Origin of the sequence: Pantoea sp. NGS-ED-1003, assembly GCF_000738765.1 — a bacterium.
GTDB lineage: Bacteria > Pseudomonadota > Gammaproteobacteria > Enterobacterales > Enterobacteriaceae > Pantoea > Pantoea septica.
In genome coordinates this window covers 332,510-356,054 of sequence record NZ_JPQA01000002.1, presented here as the reverse complement: position 1 = coordinate 356,054, position 23,545 = coordinate 332,510, and the positions used below count along the sequence as shown (strand labels likewise).

At 57.5% G+C, this 23,545-nt stretch carries 24 protein-coding genes; 7 read left to right on the top strand and 17 right to left on the bottom strand.

Annotation, left to right across the window (positions count from 1 at the left end; all coding sequences use genetic code 11):
* Positions 1 to 246: 246 nt before the first annotated feature.
* The 3 genes from JS46_RS05190 to JS46_RS05180 all read right to left on the bottom strand — a co-directional run bounded on the left by JS46_RS05190 (position 247) and on the right by JS46_RS05180 (position 3,968).
* Positions 247 to 648, bottom strand: coding sequence for a hypothetical protein (locus tag JS46_RS05190; RefSeq protein ID WP_033748682.1), 402 nt, complete (start codon positions 646 to 648; stop codon positions 247 to 249).
* Between the two features lie 158 nt (positions 649 to 806).
* On the bottom strand, positions 807 to 1,826 hold the full coding sequence (locus JS46_RS05185) for an ABC transporter substrate-binding protein (RefSeq protein ID WP_033748680.1): 1,020 nt from the start codon (positions 1,824 to 1,826) through the stop codon (positions 807 to 809).
* 12 nt (positions 1,827 to 1,838) lie between these two features.
* Positions 1,839 to 3,968 carry a TonB-dependent siderophore receptor gene (locus JS46_RS05180; RefSeq protein WP_033748677.1) on the bottom strand — a complete coding sequence of 710 codons (2,130 nt, stop codon included), beginning with the start codon at positions 3,966 to 3,968 and terminating at the stop codon, positions 1,839 to 1,841.
* A 180-nt stretch (positions 3,969 to 4,148) separates the two neighbouring features.
* Between JS46_RS05180 and JS46_RS05175 the strand changes: the two genes are divergently transcribed.
* Both JS46_RS05175 and JS46_RS05170 read left to right on the top strand, forming a co-directional pair.
* Complete coding sequence (locus JS46_RS05175) at positions 4,149 to 4,526, top strand: RidA family protein (protein ID WP_033748675.1); 378 nt, start codon at positions 4,149 to 4,151, stop codon at positions 4,524 to 4,526.
* A 376-nt stretch (positions 4,527 to 4,902) separates the two neighbouring features.
* Positions 4,903 to 6,177, top strand: a complete 1,275-nt coding sequence (locus JS46_RS05170; RefSeq protein WP_033748673.1) for a Glu/Leu/Phe/Val dehydrogenase — start codon at positions 4,903 to 4,905, stop codon at positions 6,175 to 6,177.
* Between the two features lie 32 nt (positions 6,178 to 6,209).
* Here the strand turns inward: JS46_RS05170 and JS46_RS05165 are convergent, their stop codons facing one another.
* Positions 6,210 to 6,950 (bottom strand): SDR family oxidoreductase, encoded by a 741-nt coding sequence (locus JS46_RS05165; protein WP_033748671.1) that lies wholly within the window; start codon positions 6,948 to 6,950, stop codon positions 6,210 to 6,212.
* Positions 6,951 to 7,467: 517 nt separating this feature from the next.
* Between JS46_RS05165 and proP the strand changes: the two genes are divergently transcribed.
* Together proP and JS46_RS05155 are read left to right on the top strand one after the other, a co-directional pair.
* Complete coding sequence (gene proP, locus JS46_RS05160; RefSeq protein ID WP_033748669.1) at positions 7,468 to 8,928, top strand: glycine betaine/L-proline transporter ProP; 1,461 nt, start codon at positions 7,468 to 7,470, stop codon at positions 8,926 to 8,928.
* Positions 8,929 to 9,089: 161 nt separating this feature from the next.
* Positions 9,090 to 9,428 (top strand): cupin domain-containing protein, encoded by a 339-nt coding sequence (locus JS46_RS05155; RefSeq protein WP_033748667.1) that lies wholly within the window; start codon positions 9,090 to 9,092, stop codon positions 9,426 to 9,428.
* 351 nt (positions 9,429 to 9,779) lie between these two features.
* Here JS46_RS05155 and JS46_RS05150 read toward each other — a convergent pair whose 3' ends face one another.
* The 3 genes from JS46_RS05150 to JS46_RS05140 all read right to left on the bottom strand — a co-directional run bounded on the left by JS46_RS05150 (position 9,780) and on the right by JS46_RS05140 (position 11,578).
* Positions 9,780 to 10,121, bottom strand: a complete 342-nt coding sequence (locus tag JS46_RS05150) for a YebG family protein (protein WP_033748665.1) — start codon at positions 10,119 to 10,121, stop codon at positions 9,780 to 9,782.
* A gap of 105 nt (positions 10,122 to 10,226) precedes the next feature.
* A complete protein-coding gene (locus tag JS46_RS05145) occupies positions 10,227 to 11,021 on the bottom strand; it encodes an SIR2 family protein (RefSeq protein WP_033748663.1) in 795 nt (264 codons plus the stop codon).
* Positions 11,018 to 11,578: a non-canonical purine NTP pyrophosphatase gene (locus JS46_RS05140; protein ID WP_033748662.1), complete on the bottom strand. Its 561-nt coding sequence runs from the start codon at positions 11,576 to 11,578 to the stop codon at positions 11,018 to 11,020. Before JS46_RS05140 ends, JS46_RS05145 begins: the two co-directional genes overlap by 4 nt.
* Before the next feature lie 489 nt (positions 11,579 to 12,067).
* Here JS46_RS05140 and JS46_RS23250 point away from each other — a divergent pair, with 489 nt between their 5' ends.
* Entirely contained in the window at positions 12,068 to 12,394 is a 327-nt protein-coding gene (locus JS46_RS23250) for a four-helix bundle copper-binding protein (protein WP_072010405.1), read from the top strand.
* A gap of 514 nt (positions 12,395 to 12,908) precedes the next feature.
* Positions 12,909 to 13,241 carry a hypothetical protein gene (locus tag JS46_RS05135; protein ID WP_033748660.1) on the top strand — a complete coding sequence of 111 codons (333 nt, stop codon included), beginning with the start codon at positions 12,909 to 12,911 and terminating at the stop codon, positions 13,239 to 13,241.
* 79 nt (positions 13,242 to 13,320) lie between these two features.
* On the opposite strand, the gene JS46_RS05130 is transcribed toward JS46_RS05135, so the two are convergent.
* From JS46_RS05130 to JS46_RS05095, 8 genes are all read right to left on the bottom strand, one after another.
* Positions 13,321 to 14,217 carry an ABC transporter substrate-binding protein gene (locus JS46_RS05130; RefSeq protein WP_033748658.1) on the bottom strand — a complete coding sequence of 299 codons (897 nt, stop codon included), beginning with the start codon at positions 14,215 to 14,217 and terminating at the stop codon, positions 13,321 to 13,323.
* A gap of 10 nt (positions 14,218 to 14,227) precedes the next feature.
* Positions 14,228 to 15,022, bottom strand: a complete 795-nt coding sequence (locus JS46_RS05125) for an amino acid ABC transporter ATP-binding protein (RefSeq protein ID WP_033748656.1) — start codon at positions 15,020 to 15,022, stop codon at positions 14,228 to 14,230.
* Positions 15,006 to 15,935, bottom strand: coding sequence for an amino acid ABC transporter permease (locus JS46_RS05120; RefSeq protein ID WP_033748654.1), 930 nt, complete (start codon positions 15,933 to 15,935; stop codon positions 15,006 to 15,008). The genes JS46_RS05125 and JS46_RS05120 overlap by 17 nt, the downstream gene beginning before the upstream one ends.
* Before the next feature lie 9 nt (positions 15,936 to 15,944).
* Positions 15,945 to 16,457 carry a GNAT family N-acetyltransferase gene (locus JS46_RS05115; protein WP_033748652.1) on the bottom strand — a complete coding sequence of 171 codons (513 nt, stop codon included), beginning with the start codon at positions 16,455 to 16,457 and terminating at the stop codon, positions 15,945 to 15,947.
* Positions 16,458 to 16,467: 10 nt separating this feature from the next.
* Complete coding sequence (locus JS46_RS05110; protein ID WP_033748651.1) at positions 16,468 to 17,409, bottom strand: ABC transporter substrate-binding protein; 942 nt, start codon at positions 17,407 to 17,409, stop codon at positions 16,468 to 16,470.
* A gap of 13 nt (positions 17,410 to 17,422) precedes the next feature.
* Complete coding sequence (locus tag JS46_RS05105; protein ID WP_033748650.1) at positions 17,423 to 18,736, bottom strand: LLM class flavin-dependent oxidoreductase; 1,314 nt, start codon at positions 18,734 to 18,736, stop codon at positions 17,423 to 17,425.
* 79 nt (positions 18,737 to 18,815) lie between these two features.
* On the bottom strand, positions 18,816 to 19,970 hold the full coding sequence (locus JS46_RS05100; RefSeq protein WP_033748649.1) for an amidohydrolase: 1,155 nt from the start codon (positions 19,968 to 19,970) through the stop codon (positions 18,816 to 18,818).
* A gap of 17 nt (positions 19,971 to 19,987) precedes the next feature.
* Complete coding sequence (locus JS46_RS05095; protein WP_033748648.1) at positions 19,988 to 20,986, bottom strand: MsnO8 family LLM class oxidoreductase; 999 nt, start codon at positions 20,984 to 20,986, stop codon at positions 19,988 to 19,990.
* Positions 20,987 to 21,288: 302 nt separating this feature from the next.
* On the opposite strand from JS46_RS05095, the gene JS46_RS05090 reads away from it, so the two are divergent.
* Positions 21,289 to 21,555 (top strand): hypothetical protein, encoded by a 267-nt coding sequence (locus JS46_RS05090; protein ID WP_152560672.1) that lies wholly within the window; start codon positions 21,289 to 21,291, stop codon positions 21,553 to 21,555.
* Between the two features lie 29 nt (positions 21,556 to 21,584).
* Here JS46_RS05090 and JS46_RS05085 read toward each other — a convergent pair whose 3' ends face one another.
* Positions 21,585 to 21,926, bottom strand: a complete 342-nt coding sequence (locus JS46_RS05085) for a hypothetical protein (RefSeq protein WP_033748646.1) — start codon at positions 21,924 to 21,926, stop codon at positions 21,585 to 21,587.
* A gap of 122 nt (positions 21,927 to 22,048) precedes the next feature.
* Positions 22,049 to 23,290, bottom strand: a complete 1,242-nt coding sequence (locus tag JS46_RS24355; protein WP_033748645.1) for a tail fiber domain-containing protein — start codon at positions 23,288 to 23,290, stop codon at positions 22,049 to 22,051.
* Positions 23,291 to 23,545: the final 255 nt, after the last annotated feature.

The following is a 23,545-nucleotide window of genomic DNA, read 5'->3' as shown; positions in this document are numbered from 1 at the left end:
ACGTTGGTCTCCTGTAAGGATACAGATTGATTAAGTTTAATCAGCGCACTTTCTTTTGAAGGCGTCACAGGAGCATTTATAGGGGAATTAGCAGTGCAATAAATTGATCATGCTCACATATGGTCAATTATGATTGCATATAATCACAATTAGCCGCAAAGCAGTTAACGACTCATGCACGGAATAGCTGGAGGAGAAAAGCGTGAGCAAAGCCGGTCAAACGCAGACCGGCCCGGGAGGAGAGGTTTAGCCTTCGGCAGACGGCGGTGTCCATTCGGTAAAGGTCGGCTTGTCGCTTTTTACTTCATAGGCGACATGTTTCACTTCGCCTTTAGCCGTGTTCACTTCGACTGGATTGATGGTGACGCGGCCCAGACCAAACAGGGTGGCGACGTAGCCGCCGATTTTATGCTTGCCTGGCGTCAGGAAGAGATCTTTACTCTGCCCGCCGTTCAGCTTGCCGGCATCTTTGCCGTCGACGGTGACGAACACTGATGAACCGTCATCGGTGCGCGTCATCACATGGGAAACGCTCACCTGCGCGGGACCGGCCGTAAACGTGGGATCGTCCTGGTAAGAGTGCTTTTTCGCGCATCCGGCGAGCGCGACGACGGCGATAAGGGCTATCGGGGAAAAACGTAAAGTCATTATTTATGTCAGACCTCAGCTGCGAGTAAGCCTCTATTTTAGCGCTACGTCACACTTTCTCCCATCAGACAATGCGTCAGCATGTTCCGAATTCGCCTCTTCTCTGCTTTTTACGCCAGTCACCGCACACTTTGTTCAGTAAAGCGAAGCGGGCGATTTCAGCCTGAAACTGGCGGCCAACCGGCCAGGATCCTTTCCGCTTCGTCCGCGCGCAGCGGGTAGCCATAAAAGCGCTGATAAAAGCGGCGGGTGGCGGCGATAAGGTCGAGCTGCGCAAAGCGTTGCGGATGCAGTTGCTTCGCCGCCCAGAGGATCTGCAAAGCCACTTCGGTGCCGTAGCGATCCCAGGGAAAGACGCCTGAGGGATTTTGCAGCACGCGATGCTGATTTACCGCCTTCAGGCCGCTAAACAGCGCCGCATAAGGCGACGCCACAAGCCTGCCTGCGCCTGCCCCGATAATAATAATGTCGGGATCCCAGGCGATGACCTGCTCAGGCGAAACCTCTTTCATATTGCCCGACACCGCCGCCGCCGCGTTTCTGCCGCCGGCAAGTCGGATCCAGCTGTCAATCAGCGTCTGGCTGCCGTCAACCTTCAGCGGCCGCAGCGACTGAATATGCAGCACCCGCGGCCGCTGCGCCTCGCTCAGCGAGGCGGTTTGCGTGCTGACGGCGGCGATCTGCGCATCAAGATAACGGTTGTACGCCAGCGCCCGACGCTGCGCCTGCGGCGTACCCACCACCTGCGCGGTGGTGAGCAGCGAACGTTTCATCGACGCCACGTCGTCAAAACGCATACTCAGCGTCGGGATAGCCGCCTGGCGATAGCTTATCGCATCAGGATCCTGCGCAGGAACGAAGATGGCGTCGACGCCGCGCGCCACCAGCGCCTCGCTGGAAAAGGTTTTTCCGCGCGCCTGCAGCGCCTGATTCAGCGAAGGCTGCACCTTAAACATCCAGGGCCGGTCTGCGGGATGATTGACGGTCGCAACGATCAGGTCGCCCGCGCCCAGCGTCATCAGCAGCGAATGGTGCGCATACCAGGCGTCGGCGATGCGGCGCGCCGGATGCGGCAGCTCGACCTGCTGCCCCAGGTCGTCGGTTAGCGTGGCGGCAGCGGCGACGCCCGCCGTCAGGCTCAGCGCCAGCGTCAGGCTGGCCCGCAGTAACGTTTTCATTATTCAGATTCCTTAAAAATCGAGCTGCATCGAGAGTTGCACCTGACGCGGCGCGCCGAGCGAGGCGCTGGCATACCCGGCGCCGCTGTAACCATTGAGGCCGCCCGGCACGATATTGGTCCAGTAGTGACGATTGGTCAGGTTAGTCACATCGAGCCGAAACGTGGTTGCGGTGTTCATCAGGCGGGTTTGATAAGCCGCGCCCGCGTCGAAGGTGGTATAGCCGCTTACCCAGCCGCTGTTGGCATTGTCGGTGGCGCGCCGTCCGACATAGCGCGCGCCGCCGTGCAGATCGGCTCCGCTGAGGCCAGGCAGATCCCAGGCAGCGAAGAGGCTGGCGGTATAGCGTGCCAGCCCCACCACCTGTTTTCCCTGCGTCGCGCGGCTGCCGGTATCGAACAGGCGCGGATCGAGCCAGGTCATGCCGCCGTAGAGATGCACCCCTTGCATGACGTCGCCATCCGCCATCAGCTCCACGCCGCAGTTGCGCTGTTCGCCGTCCACAGCGTAGTCGCCGCTGCCGTTGGTATAGGCAAAGGGACGTTTGATCTCAAACAGCGCCGCCGTCAGCAGCAGCCGATTCACCGCCAGCTTCGCGCCGACTTCCGTCTGCTTGCTGCGATAAGGTGCCAGGATCGCGCCGGCGTTGCTGGCGCCCGACGGAGCGGCGTCGCCCTGCTGCAGGCTATCCGCCCAGGTGAGGTAGAGCGTCAGCGGATCCACCGGCTTATAGACCAGGCTGGCGGAGCCAGAAAAGCCACTGTTAGAGGATTCGCTGCTGCGCACGCCGGTTTTCGCGTAGCTGGCGGAGCTGAGCAGGCTTTCGCTGCCTGCCAGCAGCAGGCTCCACTGCGGAGAAAACTGCAGGTTGTCGCTCAGCAAAAAGGCGTGCTGCGTCGCGGTGGCGGAGTGATAGCGGTTGCTGAAGTCGGGGTAGTCCGGCCGCTCAAAGCGAGAGGGCCGTTCCAGCGAGGCGCTGCCCAGCGTCGAAGTCGCGCCGTGCAGCGGATTCATATTCTTCCAGACAAAACCACGGATGCCTGTGGCGATCTGATGATGGATGCTGCCAGTATCGACTTCGCCGTTAAGATTCGCCATATAGCTGTTGATGGTGAAGCGACTGGCGGTCGAGGAAGAGGTCGTCGTGGTATAGCGCCCCGCCCGATCGGTAAAGGTATTGGTGACGCCAGTCGATTCGCGGTCGGCAATCTGGCGCAGTACGCCCACTTCGCCCTGCCAGTTGCCGTCAAAGTCATGCCGCAGGCGCAGCCCTGCGGTCAGGGTATGGTTGTCGTCGCCCGCATAGGCTTGTCCAAGTCCGTTTTTTTTCGGGTCGGGCGCCGCCGGGAAGGTGAGTCCATTGCCGAGCGCGAATTTGCCCGGCAGACCTTTATCGTAATAGTGGTAATAGCTGAAGTTGCTCTCCAGCACGGTACTGTCGCTGAGGTTTGCGTCCAGCGCCAGGCTAACCAGCTGGCGGCGCACCTTGCTGCCGCTGACATAGCCGCCGCCCTCGTCATCCAGCAGGTTCAGGCGATAGCGCAGGCGATCGCTTTGATCGAGCGGGCCGCTGAAATCCCCCGCGACGTTGTGATTACCGCCGCTGCCGCCGCCAATACGCAGACGACGCTGTGGTAAATCGGTGCCGCGCTTCGCCACAAAATTGAACAGTCCCGCCGGGTTTGCCGGGCCGTAGAGTGAACCGGCCAGGCCGTTCAGTACCTCGATATGGTCGAACTGCTCTGCCGCGTAGTCGGTTGTCGAGACGACGTTCAGGCCGTCGATCATGCTGTTCTGCACCACGCTGCCCTGCATACCGCGCGTCTGCGGCCGCGCGCCGTCGCCCTGTACCGACGGCATATAGCGATAGAGATCGCTGACGCTTTTTAACTGCTGCTGTTTCATCAACTCGCGTGAAAGCGACTGAACAGAGAACGGCGTGTTGCGTAGCGCCTGCTGGCCGGCGTTGCCCAGCATGGTGCTTTTTTGCGTGGCATCCTCATGACGCAAGGATGAGCCCGGCGCAGCAGAGACAACCAGCGTATCGTTTGTGGACGCCAGTGCGCCCTGTGTTTCCAGGGCAGTCAAAATTAACAAGCTAAGTAGGTGGGGTTTAAAACGCGCGCGGGAGAGTAATTTCATTTTTATTCTGTCAATTCTGCAGGTGATATTAACGGCGGGAAAGTGTAACCTTAATTTACCACTTTCGTTGTATTTACAATTATATAGCGAAAAGGTCATTTAACGACAGCGACAATCGGTTATGGCGCGATTAGTCTGATCAATGACGGCCGTACGGCAGATAAAATGAAGGAGATATAAATGTCAGCCATCGAAAGAATTAATTATCCCGCGCTGGGCGATGTTAAAGCGCCCTATGTCCATGCGGTAAAACAGGGAAAGACGCTTTATATTTCCGGCCTTACCGCATTCGGCAGCGCCGCGCAAGCCGGTTCCATCGCCGAGCAGGCTGAGGCGATATTCAAACAGTTTCAGCTTATTGCTCAGGCAGAAAACAAAACGCTCAGCGCATTGCTGAAAGTCACCATATTCATCACCTCCTTTGAGGGTATCGACGCCCTGCGCAAGGTGCTGTTTCATTATTACGGCGACCATTTACCCGCCAGTTCCTTAGTACAGGTCAGCGCGCTGTTTTCGCCCGATCTTAAAATTGAAATAGAGGGGATAATGGCGCTCTAATTCAGCGCCCCGCTATTCGCCATTACGAAAAGTAATCCATTCATTAATCTGGCTCATGCGGCTAATTTCCGCTGCCAAGTCAATACGTAGCGGGCGTATTTTGTTCAATTTATGAGATGACTCAAGGAACTGAAAAGTGACGACAAATCTCATTTATGCAACAACCATGCAACATAAGCACATCTTTATTCAGTGCGACGCGGCCAGCCACATTATTTATGCACTGCGCTGCACCAAAATGTAGCAAAAACGCTTTTTTCAGTGGCGTAAGAAAAATTATCTTTCTACGGTAAGTGGTAAATTAACGGGGTGCGGTTAGATCCGCTATCCATCCACGGCAACACATAATAAACGACTTTAAAAAAGAAAGGTCTTTATGGAAAAGTTATCCTACGCGTCTGAAAACAGTACATCTGCCTGGTCCACCTATCTTCAGCAAATCGACCGCGTCGCGCCCTATCTGGGCGAACTGGGACGCTGGATCGATACGCTGCGCCATCCGAAACGCGCGCTGATCGTCGATATTCCACTGCAAATGGACGACGGCACCATCCGCCATTTTGAAGGCTATCGCGTGCAGCACAACCTGTCGCGCGGGCCGGGTAAAGGCGGCGTGCGCTACCATCCCAATGTCGATCTGAATGAAGTCATGGCGCTCTCCGCATGGATGACCATCAAGTGCGCCGCGGTTAACCTGCCCTACGGCGGCGCCAAAGGCGGCATCCGCTGCGATCCCTTCGCGCTGTCGGAAGGCGAACTGGAGCGCCTGACGCGCCGCTACACCAGCGAGATCGGCATTATCATCGGGCCGCAGAAAGATATTCCGGCGCCGGATGTCGGTACCAACAGCAAGGTGATGGCGTGGATGATGGACACCTACTCCATGAACAGCGGCACCACCGTGACCGGCGTGGTCACCGGTAAGCCGGTCCACCTGGGCGGCTCGCTGGGACGCGAAAAGGCGACCGGACGCGGCGTATTTATCACCGGCCGCGAAGTGGCGCGCCGCGCAGGCATTCCCGTTGAGGGGGCGCGCGTAGCGGTGCAGGGCTTCGGAAACGTCGGCAGCGAGGCGGCGCGTCTCTTCAGCGAAGCGGGCGCCTTTGTGGTGGCGATTCAGGATCACAGCGCGACCATCGCCAACGCTGACGGCATCGATATGGCGGAGCTTTCCCGCTGGCAGCAGGAACACAAGCAGATCCTCGGCTTCCCTGGCGCGGAGAAGATCGATGAAGCGGCGTTCTGGCGCACCGAAATGGATATCTTTATCCCGGCGGCGCTGGAAGGTCAGATCACCCGCGAGCGTGCGGAACGACTGAGCTGCAAGCTGGTGCTGGAAGGCGCGAACGGCCCGACCTATCCGGAAGCGGACGACGTGCTGGCCGAGCGCGGTATTATCGTGGTGCCCGACGTTATCTGTAACGCAGGCGGTGTAACGGTAAGTTACTTCGAATGGGTGCAGGATATGGCGAGCTTCTTCTGGAGCGAAGATGAGATCAACGCGCGCATGGATAAGATCATGACCGACGCGATGGTGCACGTCTGGAATAAAGCCAAAGAGAAAGAGTGCTCGCTGCGCACCTCTGCCTATATCGTTGCCTGCGAACGCATTCTGATGGCGCGCAAAGAGCGCGGCATCTATCCGGGCTAACGGCTTAACGGGCAGCGCAGGCTGCCCATATTTCAGTAACGCACCAGGCCGCCGTCAACCGCGTACTGGCTGCCCGTCACATAAGAGGCGTCGCTGGAGAGCAGAAACAGCGCGACCGCCGCCGCCTCTTCCGCCTTCCCTGCCCGCTTTAGCGGCACCTGGCTGACGATAAAATCCTCAAACTGCTGACGCGCCGTTTCCGGCATGAAATCGCGGAAGTGTGTTTCGATCGGCCCTGGCACCACCACATTGACGCGAATGCCGCGCGGCGCCAGCGCCGTGGCCCAACTGCGCGCCATTGCCACAATCGCCCCTTTAGTGGCGGCATAGAGACTGGTACTCGCCGCGCCTTCATAGCTCGACGACGATGAGGTGACCACCACCGACGCACCGGGATTAAGCAGAGGCGAGAGTCTGGCGAGCTGCAGCATAGGGCCGCGCACGTTGGCGTTCATCATGGCGTTAAAAGATTCCGCGGTGATTGACTCCAGCTCGCCCAGTTCGGCGTAACCGGCGTTCAGCCAGAGCCCGTCCAGCTGGCCCCATTTTTCCACCGCTTCGCCCAACGCCTCGATATCTGCCTCCAGCGAGGCGTCGTTGCGCAGCAGCAGCGCATTGTCGTGCAGCACGCTGTTGGCATACTGCAGCCGACTGGGATTGCGGCCGGTGACCGCAACGCGGCCGCCTTCCGCCTGAATGCGTTGCGCACCGGCCAGCCCCATGCCGCTGGTGCCGCCGGTAATCAGGATACGCTTATCACTAAATCGGGCCATAACCCCTCCAGAAAGGCCGCCGTAGACCAGGGCGGCGCGTGCGAATCAATACCCTCTCTGAATGTTAGCTGGCGACAGCGATAACGCGTCATTAACTCAGTGACCGATTGATGACATTTTGCATCGGCTTATAACCGTATTTATACCAGGGTTAATTTTTCTTAAGCTAAATAAGGCAATCGCGCGCCGCTTATTAATCCCTGCGTTAAGTCAGGTTATTTCCGCGCAACGCTCTTTTTAACCGCATCTTTAAGGTTTTTTTACAGGATAATCCTCTGGGACAAAGCCATTTAAACCATGCTGATGGATCAAAGCGGCATCAATTGCGTGTTTAATGGGCTATAACAGTCTAAAAATCTGCTAATTTGAAAGCGAGGCCGTTTTTATAGTAAGGTAAATTGTTGTAAACAAGCTGCCGTAATTTATTTTAACAGGCTGCTTATAGCTTTCTTTCCCAGAGTTTGTTGGCAGTTCGGCGACGAAAGCTATAAGAGCCTCATTGGTTAATGAGGATATTATGAGCATCGGGAATCAACCCACAGATAAAAGCAAAAAGCATTTCTGGCAGAAAAAACAGAAAGAGCTGACGGTCGACGATATCACCATTGTCGATAACGATATGCTGAAGCGCGCAGTCGGCGCAGCGGCGCTGGGTAACGCGATGGAGTGGTTCGACTTCGGCGTCTACAGCTACCTCGCCGTGACCATTGGTAAGGTCTTTTTCGCCAACGCCAGCAACACTGCTCAGCTGATCGCGGCCTTCGGCACCTTCGCCGCGGCCTTCCTGGTGCGCCCCATCGGCGGACTGGTGTTCGGCCCGCTCGGCGATCGCATCGGCCGACAGAAAGTGCTGGCGATGACCATGATTATGATGTCGATCGGCACCTTCTGCATCGGCCTGATCCCCTCTTACGCCAGCATAGGCATTCTTGCGCCGATATTGCTGCTGGTAGCGCGACTGGTGCAGGGATTCTCAACCGGCGGCGAATATGGCGGCGCGGCGACCTTCATCGCCGAATACTCCACGGATAACCGTCGCGGCTTTATGGGCAGCTTTCTCGAGTTCGGCACCCTCGGCGGCTATCTGCTGGGCGCAGGCTTCGTCACCGCGCTGACCTCGGTGCTGCCGGAGCAGACCATGCTCGACTGGGGCTGGCGCGTTCCCTTCTTCGTCGCCGCGCCGCTTGGCCTGTTCGGCCTCTATGTGCGGCTCAAGCTGGAAGAGACCCCGGCGTTCCAGCAGCATATGGAGAAGCAGGAGGCGCTTGAGCACAGCAAACCGGCGATGACGGTAGTGCAGATGCTGAAGAAGTATCACAAGCCGATGCTGAAATGTATTGGTCTGGTACTGCTGTTTAACGTCTCCAACTACATGCTGACCTCCTATATGCCGAGCTATCTGACCGGCATCCTCGGCATGGGCGAGTTGAGCAGCCTGCTGCTGATTATGGTGGTGATGTTCGTGATGATGCCGCTGACGCTGTTCTGGGGACACTGGGCGGATCGCCTTGGCCGTCGTCCGGTCATTGGCAGCGGCGCGATTGGCCTGATCCTGCTGGCGATCCCCTGCATGATGCTGGTGACGTCGGGCAATATGTGGCTGGTGTTCGCCGGACTGATCGTGCTGGGCGCGCTGCATACCTGCTTCAGCGGCTCCATGCCTGCTACCCTGCCGGCGCTGTTTGTTACCGACATCCGCTACAGCGCGCTGGCGATCGGCTTTAACCTCTCCGTCTCGCTGTTCGGCGGCACCACGCCGCTGATTACTGCCTGGCTGGTGGATACCACGCATAACCTGATGATGCCTGCCTACTACCTGATGGGCGCAGGCGTGATTGGCCTGCTGACCGTGCTGACGCTGCACGAATCGGCGCGTAAACCGCTGCGCGGCTCTTCGCCTGCGGTAGCCAGCGAGGCCGAAGCGCACCGTCTGGTTAAAAAGCTGCGTTCACGCAATAAGGCGCGTCCTGCGCAGTAACCAGATCATCGCTTCACTATAAAAAACCCGCCGCCGGCGGGTTTTCTTTTATCTTTGGTATGAAAAGCGCGCGTCAGCATCAAAATGATTGAAAAAGCATATTTATTTGCCGACAGAATCGTTATGGTATCGGTTCCATAAAGCGGACAAGGAAAATCAACATGGTGTCCAAAGAGAACGCCGAACACTATTTCTGGGGCGATAAATGCGACGGCTGGACACTGCTGCAGCGGCAAGATCTCACTATCATCCACGAGCGGATGCCTGCCGGTACAGCGGAGATTCGCCACTATCACGCCCAGAGCCGGCAGTTCTTTTTTGTACTGCGCGGCACGCTCTGCATGGAGCTGGAAGGCGAGCGTCACCTGCTCAACGCGCATGAGGGTCTGGAAATTCCTCCCGAAGCGAAACATCAGGCCCGCAACGACAGCGACAGCGACGTCGAATTTCTGGTGATCTCGCACCCTACCACGCGCGGCGATCGCACCGACCTGCTCTAGGGCTTTTTGATCTACGCCGAAGTAGCGCTTAACCGTTGTGTGCAGGTTTTTTGATCCAGAACAATTCACGCCGCGCAGCCTTCTGTCAATTTGTGTCAACGGTTCCTGTAACCGCACACTAATGGAGGCAGGCTGATGACGGGTAAATTGGGTTTAACGGCAGGTTTGATGGTGTGGCTGGTCTACGTGGCATGGATGGCAAGCTACTATTTCGGCACCTTCTCTCTGTTCGCTCACTGATGCATAAAAGCCTGCAGGCCAGGCGCGCCTGACCGCAGAGGCTTCCCGCATACGAAAACGCGCCGCAGGCAAATGCGCTGCGGCGCGTTGTTTATATCAGGCAAACTAAACTTAAGCGGCCTTAACGGCGCGCACTTTCTTGATTTGAGCGACGTCGCCTTCGGCGCTTTCATCAGCATTCTCTGCAGCGCGAACGTTTTTCGCCGCGTCAGCCGCATCCGGAAGTTTGCTGGTGCGCAGGATATGCTGAATCGCATCTTTCTGCTCTGCGAGCAGCAGGCCAAGCGTTTCCGCCTGAGACTCATCCATATCGGGCTGATGCTGCGCTAACCAGTCGGTAAAGGCCTCCGCCATGTCGAGCATCTTGTCGTAGGCATCCGCCTCTTTTTTGCTGGCAAACGTCATTTTCTCTTCACCCTTCTTGACGACTACGTATTTAATTTCGACAGCCATTTTTGCCTCTCCGATACTGTTAATATATACAGTATATCCCTCATGCAGCCGGATTGCATCTTTTTTTCAACGCTATCGCTACGCCAGGTAAAGGCGAAATTTGCCTTATGAAATCAAATCATTAAGGAAGTCAGCCAGCGCTTTGCGCGGGTCATCCTCTTCCGACACGATCATTTCGATGCCCCACTGCCCCAGCACTTCGCGCGCTACCGGATTATTACGGTTGGTGAAGAGATAAGACTTCGGCCGCGCGGTCGCCAGGCCGGTTCTGCCCCACATTTTCGTCAGGCGATAGAACAGCAGGCGGATATTGAAATCGCTGATGCTGTAGCCGACGAACAGCACCGAATTGCCCATCACGTCATGGGTAAGTTTGATATCGAGCGGCGAATCGAAATAGAGACGCTCAAAATAGCTGCTTTCATCCAGCACGATTGAAGTGTCATCGTCGAAATCGCCGTGCAGTTTGATGATATGCCGCTTGTCCTCGGTGAGCGCCACCAGATCCGCCGCGTTGGCGACTTTGCTGTAGGGAACGCCGTGCGCCTCGTGCGCCGCTTCCAGCCAGCGATCGTAGTTGGTGGTATAGATGCGGCTAAAGTTGCCTTGGGTAATCATGGTATGAATTTCTGACGATCGGACATCAATGTCCGGACGGTGCCACTCGCGATCCATCCAGCTGCGCAGCGGCCCCAGCGACCCTTTCTTCTGTTTGTAGTACTCCGCCAGCGAAAGATGGGTGCCGTAGGTGTTGAAGATTTTCGGATCGTAGCCCAGCTCGTTCGCCAGATGGGCGATCAGCTCATGCCACTCCGGCAATCCGAGATTGCGCGAGATGCCCGCGCCAGCAAAGAGGATCAGCTTGCCGGAGTCATAGGCGCGTTTCAGTTCAGGTTTCATGCCACTCCTCGGGCGGTTTTCAAAAATTCGGCGAAGCGATCGAGCGCCAGCTTACGCATAGAGATCTCATTTTTCAGCTCGCCCATCTCGGCGAAAGTCTGCCTATGGCCTTCCGGGATAAAAACGCAGTCCCACTGAAACTCGCGCGGTCCGGCAGGTCTGGCGGCGATGGTACCGCGCACTTCGCCATGAAACTGGTACATTTTGCGTCCGTCGCAGTAGCCCAGCACGGTTTTCGCCGTCACCGCCTGGCTGTCGAGCCCCTGCACCAGCTTGGCGAAACGTTCAGCCTCCAGCCGGTTCCAGAAGATGCGCGTCAGTCCGGCAGGCAGGCCATTCAGCCCGTCGAGATAGAGACCGGTATGCTCGACAAACAGCGGGCGCCCGATAATGGAAAATGCCTTGGTCAGCTTGTCGCGTACCAGCGCAATTTCGTTTTCCGTCTGGATTTCGTCGATGCGGCGCGAGATAGGCAGGACGTCGACGCCTACCGGTTCGAGGATTTTGCGTACCTCGGTCAGCTTATGCTCATTGGCTGACAGAAAGCGGATTTTCATTGCAAGCCTATAAACTTATTATGTTTTTAGAAAGAAACCTTACCTGCTTGTTATCATAGTTGAATATGCTTCACGCATTATCGAAAAATGCGTGGAGGAACCAGACAAAGTTGAAAAAGGCTGTCGCTTTTCACTGGCCTGCCGCAGCGCAGACAGACGGCGCCATGAGGCGTCCTCTTTGCATCGTTTTTAAGGGTGAACTGAAAGCGGCGCTCTCCGCAAGCTGGGCACCGAATCTTAACTCGGCCCATTGGGAGACTCCATCAAGTTTGATTTAGCATTGGCTAAGCCTGGCACTTTTACCAGCATCGGCCAGTCTTCAGGCAGCTTGCGGCTGTATTGAGGGTGCTCAATGCTGGCTCACGCTTCTGGCGCTAACTGCCAGAACAGCTGAAAAGTCAGCGACGAAAAAGTGATTAACTTATTTCCGCTTTGCATAATCAGATTTCTTTTCCAGGCTTAATAAACATGTTCTATCCGGGAGGAGATATGTCAAATTCATATAAAGAGTGCATCGAAGCCTGTTATCTGTGCGCTGCCGCCTGCGACCATTGCGCAGCGTCCTGTCTTGAAGAAGAAAACCTGGAGATGATGCGAAACTGCATCAGGATGGATATGCAATGCGCCAGTATTTGTCGAGCGGCTGCGCAATTTATGGCGCTCAACAGCGAATCAGCCAAAATGCTATGTCAGCTCTGTGCAGATATTTGCCAGCAGTGCGGCGACGAATGCGGCAAGCACGAGCACGATCATTGCCAGGTATGCGCTAAAGCGTGCCGACACTGTGCCGAACAGTGTCGCAAAATGGCGGCCTGATAAAAGGCATCGGTTCGCTCAGGAAATGTGCTCACTTTATTATCGTTTGAGACAGTAAGATGCGGCCCGTTAATCACGGGCCGTTAGAGAAGCGTTAAAGCTTTTCCGAGAGTTTTTCTCTACCGCGGGCGTTACGCCTGTGACTTCATTAAGCCTTTCATGGTCGGTTTCTTCGCTTGCCCGATGATGTTGAAAGAGTCAGAGGTGCGCATGGCTCGGCAGGCAATCTCTGCCTTAAGGCAGCAAAATCTTTAACCATACTAATCATAAATTTAGCATCACCGTTTTCTGAAGTGCTTATTAAGCAGATGAGGAAGGCGCTGTAAAGCAGCGGAAAAACAGAATATAAAACCCAGTTACCGCCTATACACCAGAGCATTACATCAGTATCGAACGATAATTGACGCACAAATACCAGTCGATTTATACCTCCGCCGCCTGTTATTCATACCGTATCGGGATTACACTAAGCTGCTTTTTAATTAAAAACCTCTAATCAAAAAGGATGTTTAATATGGCTTCGAATGCTTCAGAGTCAGCACAGCTGGATGCCTGTAACAAACAGGTCGAGGATCTTAAAAAAGAGTTAGATAAGCAGAAAACGCTCTGCGAACTTTATCGGAACGAGATCCTCACCGACAGTGAGTTCCTGGGGTTTGCTATAGAAATTTTCGATAAAATTCAGGCGTCCATCAACAGCGAGGTGATTAATACCATGCCGGTCGAAGAGCAACGGCAGCTGCAGGAAACCCTGGTATACGTTAAAGAGCGTCAGGCCGCCGATAACCTCTATCGTAAAGAAGGCGATCCCGAACCGCGGACCTACGAAGAGTATCGTAACCCCTGAATGATCAGCGCTTCTATGATAAGCCGCCCATCAGGCGGCTTTTTCGCCGGCAGACGCTTAAGGCAGCGCCGCCCCTGTTTTAGTAAACGATCCCCGGCGGATTCACCGTCGACGTCGCAATCGCCTCATTCTGCTCGCCCCAGCGGTTCAGCACCTGCTGATACTCTCCGCCCGCAATGGCGCCGTTCACTGCGCTCTGCAACGCCTCCGCCAGACCGTTGCCTTTCTTCGTGGTGACCGCCACCCAGGATCGCACCGGGCCGTAGCCGACAATCTTCATATCGTTGCGCGACGCCACCTTCCAGGCCGCCATCGACTGCGGGCCGAACAGCGCGTCGGCGCGTCCCGAGAGCAGCGTCAGGGTCGCCGCCGCCTCGTCGGTGAGATAGACCGGCGTCACCGGCTTTAATCCTTTCGCGCGGTTCTGCGCGTCCCAGCCGAGCAGGATGCGCTCCTGATTAGTGCCGGAGCCGACGATAATGCGCAGTCCCGCAATATCCTCCGCCTTGTTGATACTGTTGATGGGGCTGTTCGCCTTCACCAGAAACGCATGGCCGTCGGCGCGGTAGGTTGCGAAGTCGAACTTCTTCTTGCGCTCTTCCGTCACCGCGATGTTGAACATCGCCACGTCATAGCGTCCGGCGGTCACGCCGAGCGGCCAGTCCTCCCAGGAGGCGGGCACCAGATGCAGCTTCAGCCCCAGGCTGTCCGCCAGCAGCCGCGCAAAGTCGGCGTCGCTGCCGATACGCGTTTTATTGTCGGACGCCAGCAGCCCCAGCGGCGGCGAGTTGGTACTGGTGGTGGCGACGGTCAGATAGCCCGACTCGACAAAATGGAAGCCCTGCGGGATCTTGCCGATCGCCTGCGGATTCGCCGGGGCCGCTATCGGCGTCTCATTCTGCGTAACGTCGAGAGTGGCCGCCAGCGCAGGCGGCAGCGCGCCGGCCAGCAGCAGCACAAGTAAAGAGGCTCTCATCATCGTTTTCCTATAGCACGCGCGCAAGGAAGCGGCGCGTGCGTTCATGGCGCGGATTGCTCAGCACCTGCGCCGCGCTGCCCTGCTCGACGATTTTGCCATCCACCATAAACACCACGTTATCCGCCACTTCGCGTGCGAAGCCGATCTCGTGCGTCACAATCACCAGCGTGGTGCCCGAACGCGCCAGCTTTTTGATGACGTCGAGCACTTCGCCCACCAGCTCGGGATCGAGCGCCGAGGTCGGCTCGTCGAACAGCATCACGCGCGGGTTCAGCATCAGGGCGCGCGCAATGGCGATGCGCTGCTGCTGGCCGCCGGACAAATGGCGCGGCCAGGCGTCCGCCTTATGGCGCAGCCCGACGATATCGAGCAGCTCACCGGCGCGCGCGACGGCGTCGCGCTTCGACAGCTGCCGATGGGCGATGGGCGCCTCTATCAAATTCTCCAGCACGGTAAGATGCGGAAAGAGGTTGAAGTTCTGGAACACGTAGCCGACGTTAACGCGCTGGCGCAAAATCGCCTTCTCTTTAAGCTCATAGAGCTTGTCGCCGCGCCGCTGGTAGCCGATATAGTCGCCGTCGATTTGAATAAAGCCCTCATCGACGCGTTCCAGATGATTCAGCGTGCGCAGCAAAGTCGACTTGCCGGAGCCGGACGGCCCGACAATCACCGTCACCGAGCCGGGATCCAGCGCCAGCGACACGTCGTCCAGCGCCTTGTGGCGGCCGTAGCTTTTGCTGACGCCGGTAATGCTGATGGCGCCGGTGGCGTGCGCCTGGCGGTAATCAATGGCTTCGGACATGGCTAATCTCCTCATTTGCGGCAACGGGGTTCAGGCGGCTGCGCCACTGGCGCCAGCGCGAAGGTTGCGGATCGCGGGTGACGCTGCGCGCCAGCCAGCGTTCGACGCCGTGCTGGATCGCCGACAGCACCGTGGTGATGATCAGATACCAGGCCGCGCCCACCATCAGCAGCGGAATCACCTCCTGGTTGCGGTTGTAGATCATCTGGATGGTGTAAAACAGCTCTGGCATCGCCAGCACGTAAACCACCGACGTGCCTTTAGCGAGACTGATGACTTCGTTAAAGGCGCCAGGAATAATGGCGCGCAGCGCCTGCGGCAGAATAATGCGAAAAGTACGGCGCGTCGCAGAGAGGCCGAGCGCCGACGCCGCCTCCATCTGCCCGTGATCGACGCCGAGGAAACCGCCGCGAATTATCTCCGCGCTGTAGGCCGCCTGCACCAGCGTCAGGCCGATCACCGCCGCCGGAAACTGCCCCAGCACGTTAATGGTCTGGAAATGGCCCCAGGCGAGCGCGGTAAAGGGCACGCCGAACGAGAGCGTGTCGTAGAGATAGGAAAAGTTATAAAGAATAATCAGCACCACGATCAGCGGCAGCGAGCGGAACAGCCAGATATAGCCCAGGGCGAGCGTGCTGAGCAGCCACGACGACGAGAGGCGCGCCAGCGCCAGCAGGCCGCCGAAAATCAGGCTAAAAACGGTGCCGAGCAGCGTCAGCAGCAGCGTCTGCCCCAGACCGTGCAGGATCACCGGATCGAAAAACCAGCGGGCGAAGACGCTCCACTCCCAGCGCGGATTGAGCGCCACCGACTCCACCACGCCTGCCAGAATAAACAGGGCGACGATCGCCCCAAAGGTTCGGGCCGGATAGCGCGCCGGCACCACTTTCAACTGTTGATGTTCCCTGCTCATTTTGCCTCCTTAACTCGCCTGCGCGACGCGGTTAACGTCGATCACTTTGGTAAAACGCAGACGGCCGTCATGGGGCGGCTGCCCGTAGCGTTCCAGATCGCCGCTCAGGTCGAACTGCGGCTGATAGCCGAAGCTGCTGTAGAGATGCACCGCTTCCGGCTGGCGAAAACCGGTGGTGAGATAGAGTCGCCGGTAGCCAGCGCGCAGCGCGCGCCGCTCCAGCTCCTGCACCACTAACAGCGCCAGTCCCTGCCGCCGCAGATCGCCGCGCGTCCAGATGCGCTTTAGTTCGGCGGTCTCCTCGTCAAAGGGCTTATAGGCGCCCATGGCGATAATCTCGCCGTCGCGCTCCAGCACAATAAACAGGCCGCGCGGCGGCAGATACCACTCGGTTTTCTCCACTTCCTGATTGTTGCGGAAGAAGTCGCCGTAGCGCGAGGCGTAAAAGGCGAAGAGTCCGCTCAGGATCGGCTGCAGCTCAGGCGCTTCCGGCGACACGTCGCGAAAATGTTGCTGGCTCATGGTTCACCTCTCAGTCGCCCAGGCCCGGCGGGTTAATTTCGGAACGATCGATCTTCTCTACGCCTTCGCCCCAGCGGTTGAGCACCTTGAGATAGTCGCCGTTCTGGATCACGCCGTTCAGCGCGGTATTGATCGGCTCGGCCAGACCGCTGCCTTTTTTCACCGTCACCGCGATGTGCGCCACTTTTGGCCAGCCGCCGTCGAAGCTCCCCACCAGGCGGGTTTTGCCGGTCAGCGCCGCTTTCCACGCGCCGATCACGTTCGGCCCGAAGTAGGCGTCGGCGCGGCCCGACTGCAGCGCCAGCGTCTGGGCGGCGTCATCTTTGGTATAGATCGGCGTGAACGGCTTCAGCCCCTTCGCCTGATTGGCTTTATCCCAGGCGAGCAGCACCGCCTCCTGATTGGTGCCGGAGCCGACGATAATGCGCAGCCCGGCGATATCCTCCGGCTTCGCGATCGCTGTAATCTTGCTGTCGGCCTTGACGTAGAAGCCGAGCGTGTCGCGGCGGTAGGTGGCGAAATCGAACTTCTCTTTACGCTCTCTGGTGACGGTAACGTTAGAGATAGCCGCGTCGTACTTGCCCGAGGCGACGCCGAGCGGCCAGTCTTCCCACGAGGTCGGTACCACGTTGAGCTTCAGGCCGAGGCTGTCGGCCACCAGCCGGGCGATGTCTACTTCGCTGCCGAGCAGGGTCTTGTTGTCGTCGGAGAAAACCGTCAGCGGCGGCGAGTTCTGCGCGGCGACCGCCACGGTAAACGCGCCCGGCACCACAAAGTGATGGCCCGGCGGCAGTTGCGCCACCGCCTGGTCATTCTTCGCGGTATTAATCGGCGCTTTATTGGCGTCGAGGCTGACGCGCTGGCCGTTGTAATCGACGTTAGTGCCTTCGGCATACACGCCGCCAGACGTCGCCAGCAACAGCAGGGCGATAAGGGTTTTATTATTCTGCATAGCGAAGGTGCTCTTATTGTTGTGAGAACTGGTTAGCCGGTTCCTTCAGGCCAAAGCTGGCGCGCAGGGTAGTGCCGGGGTAGTCGCGTCGCGTCAGGCCGCGCGCCTGCAACACCGGCACCACGCGATCGACGAAGCGCTCGAAGGTATCGGGCGTGCCGCCCTGAATGATGAAGCCGTCAGTGGCGAAATTTTCGAACCACTGCTGCAGGCCGTCCGCCACCTGTTCCGGCGTGCCGTGAAACAGCGGACGCGGCGTCGCGGCCTCCAGCGCCGCCTGGCGCAGCGTATGGCCGTGCTCGCGCGCCTTGCGTTTGATTTCGTCGGTGGTGCTGCGAAAGCTGTTCTGGCCGATATCGCCCAGCTCAGGGAAAGGCGCATCCAGCGGATACTGTGAGAAGTCGTGGTGATCGAAGAAACGGCCCAGATAGTTCAGCGCGTCCTGGATCGACACCAGCGCCGCGGTGGTCTGATACTGCTGCTCGACATCCTCGGCGCTGTCGCCGACGATCACGCTGACGCCCTGGAAGATATGCAGATCTTCCGGCTGGCGGCCGTTTTCCACCAGCTGGCGCTTCACGTCGCGGTAGAACGCCTGCGCCTCTTCCCGCGTCGGCTGATGGGTGAAAATCGCGTCGGCATGGCGCGCCGCCAGCTTTTTGCCATCTTCGGAGGCGCCCGCCTGAAAGAGGATGGGACGGCCCTGCGGCGTGCGCTGAATATTCAGCGGCCCGGCCACCTGAAAGAAATCGCCATGGTGGTCGATGGCGTGCAGCTTGCCCGGCTCGAAAAACTTGCCGCTCGCCTTATCGCGCACGAAGGCGTCCTCTTCCCACGAATCCCACAGCCCTTTCACCACGGTGAGATATTCGTCGGCAATGCGGTAGCGCAGCGCGTGTTCCGGATGCTGCCTGCGGGAAAAGTTTTTCGCCGAGCCTTCCAGCGGCGAGGTCACCACGTTCCAGCCGGCGCGGCCGCCGCTCAGGTGATCGAGGCTGGCGAACTGGCGCGCGGTAATAAAGGGCTCGCTGTAGGAGGTGGATACCGTGCCCACCAGCCCGAGATGTTCGGTCACGCCCGCCAGCGCCGACAGCAGCGTCAGCGGCTCGAAGCGGTTGAGAAAGTGGGGAATCGATTTTTCATTGATATAGAGGCCGTCGGCGACGAACAGGAAGTCGAGCTTGCCCTCTTCCGCTTTGCGCGCGATGCGTTTCGCATAGTCGAAGCTGATGCTGGCGTCCGCCTGCGCGGCGGGATGGCGCCATGCGGACATATTGCCGGAGGCGCCATGCAGGATGGTGCCCAGTCGAAGCTCTCTCGTGGTCATGATGTTCTCTCTTCTTTTGTGGCAGCGGTGCAGCTCGCACGGCGCATCGGCACGCGCGAACGCCGTTCAGTTCAGGGGATCAGATCAGGATGGCGTCGCAACATCGCGCGCTGAGCCGCTGCAGCGCGTGCTGCGCCAGCTGCGCGAAGTAGCGGGCGGCGGGCGCGATCAGCGCCTCGTCGGGATTAAAGGCGGAGTGATGCAGGCCGAACGGACTGGCGCTGCCGATGCTGACGAAGGCGCCAGGCGTCTGCTGGAGATAAAAAGCGAAATCTTCGCCGCCGAGGTGCAGATCGGCCGTCTGCACGCGGTAACCCGCCTGCCCGGCAATCTCGCTGGAAAAGCGCGCCCACTCAGGATCGTTGATCAGCACCGGTGGACCAGCGTGCCAGCTCAGGGTCGCCTGCGCGCCCGCCGCCTCGGCGAAATGGGTGACCAGCGCCCGCACGCGCGCCTCCAGCCCGGCGCGCACGTCGAGGTCGTGAGTGCGCGCGGTGCCGCCGAACTCGACGCTGCCGGGCAGCACGTTCCAGGTTTTGCCCGCATCGATGCGCGTGATGCTCAGCACCAGGCTGTCGAGGGTGTTGAAGCTGCGGCTGGTGAGGCTTTGCAGTCCCTGGATAATCTGACTGGCGGCGACAATCGCGTCGACGCCCTCTTCGGGATGCGCCGCGTGCGCCCCTTTTCCGCTAACGCGGATAATAAATTTGTCGGCGTTGGCGTAGAACGCACCGCCGCGCGTGGCGAACACGCCGGTCGGCAGGCCCGGTTCGTTGTGCATGCCGAAGATCGCCTGCACACCCTCCAGCACCCCGGCGTCGATAAACTGCCGCGCGCCGGCGGCGATCTCTTCTGCGGGCTGAAACAGAATACGCACCCGTCCCTTCAGCGTCGTCTCATGCTGCTTCAGCAGCAGCGCCGCGCCCAGCATCACCGCGCTGTGCACGTCATGGCCGCAGGCGTGCATCACGCCGGGATGGCGCGAGTGGAAGGCCAGGCCGCTCGCTTCATGCACCGGCAGCGCGTCGATATCGGCGCGCAGGGCGATCAGCGATTCGCCCTGACCAATCTCCGCCACCAGCCCGGTTTTTAGCGGATAGTCCAGCAGCGCAATATCCGCCGCCTGCAACCATGCGCGCAGCCGCGCGGTGGTCGCCTCTTCATGGCCGGAGAGCTCCGGCCAGGTATGCAGCTCGCGACGCCACGCAATCAGCTGGGAATCGAATGTGCTCATGGTTCTCTCCGCCAGGGTCAGGCCGCGACCAGATGGTGCGTCGCCAGCAGCTCCAGCGAGCGGACGCGCGCTTTCGGTTCGGCAATCGGCGTGTCGATAATGAATTCATCGACGGCGTAGTGCTGCTGCAGCGCATCCAGCTGGGCATGCACCTGCGCGGCGGTGCCTTTCAGCAGCGACGGCGTGCGCGGCTCAATAACGTAGTCGCTAAAGCCGCCCTGACGCACATAGCGCTCGGCCTGCTCAAGGCTGGCGACATTGACGCCCTGGCTGCCGTTGACCCTGACGTGAAAGTGACGCAGGCCGTTGACCAGCAGATCCGCCTCCGCCGGAGAGTCGGCGACCACCACCTGCACTGCGACAAGCGCGCGCTGGCCGCTGAGGCGCGTGTAGGTGCCGAGGGTATTCTCCATCAGCTGACGATCGCCGTTGAGATGGGCGGCAAACACCAGTTGCCAGCCCTGCTGCGCGGCGAGCGTGGCGCTCTCTTCGCTGGCGCCCAACAGAAAACGGTTAGCCGGACGCGGCGGCAGCGGCGTAGCGTGCAGCGCCTCTTCGTCGTCTGCCTCGCGCTGCGGCGCGTCGAGCCACTGGCCCAGCTGCTTCAGCTGCTCGGCGAAGCTGCCTTTTGCCTGCGCGTTCACGCCCGCCTGCAGCGCGCGGGTCGACAGCGGCAGCCCGCCCGGCGCCTTGCCGACGCCAAGATCGATACGGCCCGGCGCCAGCGACGCCAGCAGGTTAAAGTTTTCCGCCACTTTATAAGGGCTGTAGTGCTGCAGCATCACGCCGCCGGAGCCGACGCGAATATGCTGCGTTTGCGCGATAATCCAGGCGATCAGCACCTCCGGCGACGGACTCGCCAGCTGCGCGGTATTGTGATGTTCGGCCAGCCAGAAACGGTGATAGCCCCAGCGTTCCGCCTGTTGCGCCAGTTGCAGAGTGCGCTGTAACGCGCTGCTGGCCGGCTCATCTGCGAGCACCGGCGATTTATCTAACAGACTCAGACGATATGACATTCACCCTTCCTCACTTATATCCCGTTGCGACCCAGTGTGGAGCGAGGCTAATAATTCGTAAAACATGATATTGTCGCATTGATATTTAATTTATGCATATCAGTTAGATAACCAACATATCTTCGCATAAAACCCTTTTAAAACACGCAATTATGTACACATTTATTTTGTGTGTTTATCATAGTCAGTGCGCGGGCATGAGAGAACAAAGCTTATTGGGAATGGTTTGCCAAAATGTGTATATGACTTGACGACTGAATATGTCAGGGCCAATACTGTGTTTTTATACAGTCGAGGTGGCTATGGGAAATCAAAAAGAGTCTAACGTGGGGCGCATGCCGGAGCTTACTGATTTCGGAATGATCTACAGTGCTGCTGGTAGGATGCTCGTGCTCGATTTGGCAATGAAGGATTCTCTGGCGGGATACATTGATGATCCGGTTACCTTCCCTGATATGCAAATTAGCATTCGGGCCAACATGGCCAGGGAGTTGGCGGCGGAGCTTTTAAAGTGTGCTGATGCAATAGATGCAGGAATGCACCACCCTGATCTGAAGTTTGTTGATTAAGGAATGCCCGGTGTATACCGGGCAAAAATTCACAGGCAGGTTTTAATGGCAGCCTTACGCTTTTCAATCCCACCGGTAACGTCTAGGGCGCCACGAAGAGAGTAAAAATTTATTCGGGTAAGGTTACCGTCCGTAAACACGTCTGCGTTATCTGCCCCAGCGAAAACGCTGTAATACTTGCCTGTTTTTTGCGGGATTATTTGATACATCAACGGCTGCTTTTGCCAGGCAGCTAAAATGCATTCCTGAGTTTCTTCTGCTGGCTTTGCCGTGGTGTAAGAAGCCAGAACTTTCTGGTCCTCACGATAATTGTAAGGGTTGGCACAACCAATCAGAGCAAAAACACCCAAAGTAACGATTATCTTTTTCATGTCCCTGTCCCAAAATCTTATGTGGGCTGATAGTACCAGAAGTAATCGGACGATTGGCAGGAGCAATGCACTTTTTAAGTTTCACCGCAGTAGATCGAATCAGCCCCGTCTCCAGGGCATTTTTAGGCATCAAGTCCGTCGATGGCTTTCATGCGGTTTTGCAGCTCAGTAATGATCGCATCCTGTTTATCAATTCTCTCCATCAGCGCCAGGATGGCTTCATGGTGCAAGGCTGCTGATACTCCTGAAGTGTCAGGTGAAAGTATGTTTTTCACTACCGTGCCATCTTTCAAGGTTCTGTCTCCCGACACAAATACGCTGTCGGGAAATACAGCCTGAACGTCTTGTGCAATGAACCCAATGCCAGGGGCGGCGTTGTCCAGTCGCTCCCAGGTTACCCCTTTGATCAGCCTCATCTTGCCAAGCGGATCATCAATACGCTCTATTTTGGTTTTAATGCGCTCATCTGAGTTTGATACCCACGTTCCCGGAGCGATCGCGTTACCGGTATCAAGCGGGAAATACCAGCGCTTGGTGCCCTGCCAGTAGCTGCTTCCCGTTAACTGACCCTGAACAGGAGCCCCGGCTGCTGCGGGAGATATGGTAGCAAAACCAAAGTAGGCTCCATTCACCCCTGACGGCGCGTCATTGGGCCTACCCCACCCATCAAGAACTGCTCGTATTTCTGAAGACCACCTGCCTTGCGTATTATCTCCAAAAAGATTTTGAGACAGAACATCGCCTTTTACATTGACCAGTGATGATACATTGCCGCCTGATTTATTATTCAGCGTGCCCAGCCTTGAATCATTGCCCGCCGCCACGGTGGAGGCTGCTGTCCCGACATCCAGAACGGCTGCACCCTTTAACCCCAGGTTAGTTCTCGCAGCTGCTTTGTCGGCAACACTGTTAAGGTTGTCAGCTTTAGTCAGGACGCCTGTAGAGTCTGCCTTGCCGTTTAACGAAGAGGTAATAGAGCTCCACGCCGGTCCAGTATAAGTGCTGCCATCAGGCAAACTTACTGTAATCGTTCCTGTCCCACTAAATACCTGCTGCCAGTTGGCTTTGTCCATGTTCAAGCCGCGAATGGCCTTTGCCACATCAGCTGCCACCTGAGCTGTTATTCCTACGAGGGCGGCGTTTGGTAATGCCGTCCACGCCAGAGACGAAGTGGTTGGCCCGCCATAACCTGTAATAAGTGTCACGCTGGTAGCAGAATTCACAGACTGAACACCTAGCGTGTAAGTGACACCGCCAACCACCGCTACAATGAAGTCATTCGCTTTCAACTCTGTCGTAAAGCTTGTTCCTGAACCTGTAACAGTGGCTGAATTATTGGTTAGGGTAATAGTGCCTGCTGGCATATTTTTCTCCGGACAATAAAAAACCCGGCACAGTGGTCGGGTTTATTTGGAATGGTTTCCAGTTAGTTTGATTTGGCAAAATAAATTCGAAAATCTTACTTATTCACTTCATCAGCCAATCTGTGCATGATTTATAATCAGCACATAATCAAAAAAGGATATCTAAATGAAAAAGGTAATTACTATCATTTGTGTTGCAATGTCTTTGGTAGGTTGCGTATCTAACAACCCTCCCCTTTGCTATAACAAGGCGGT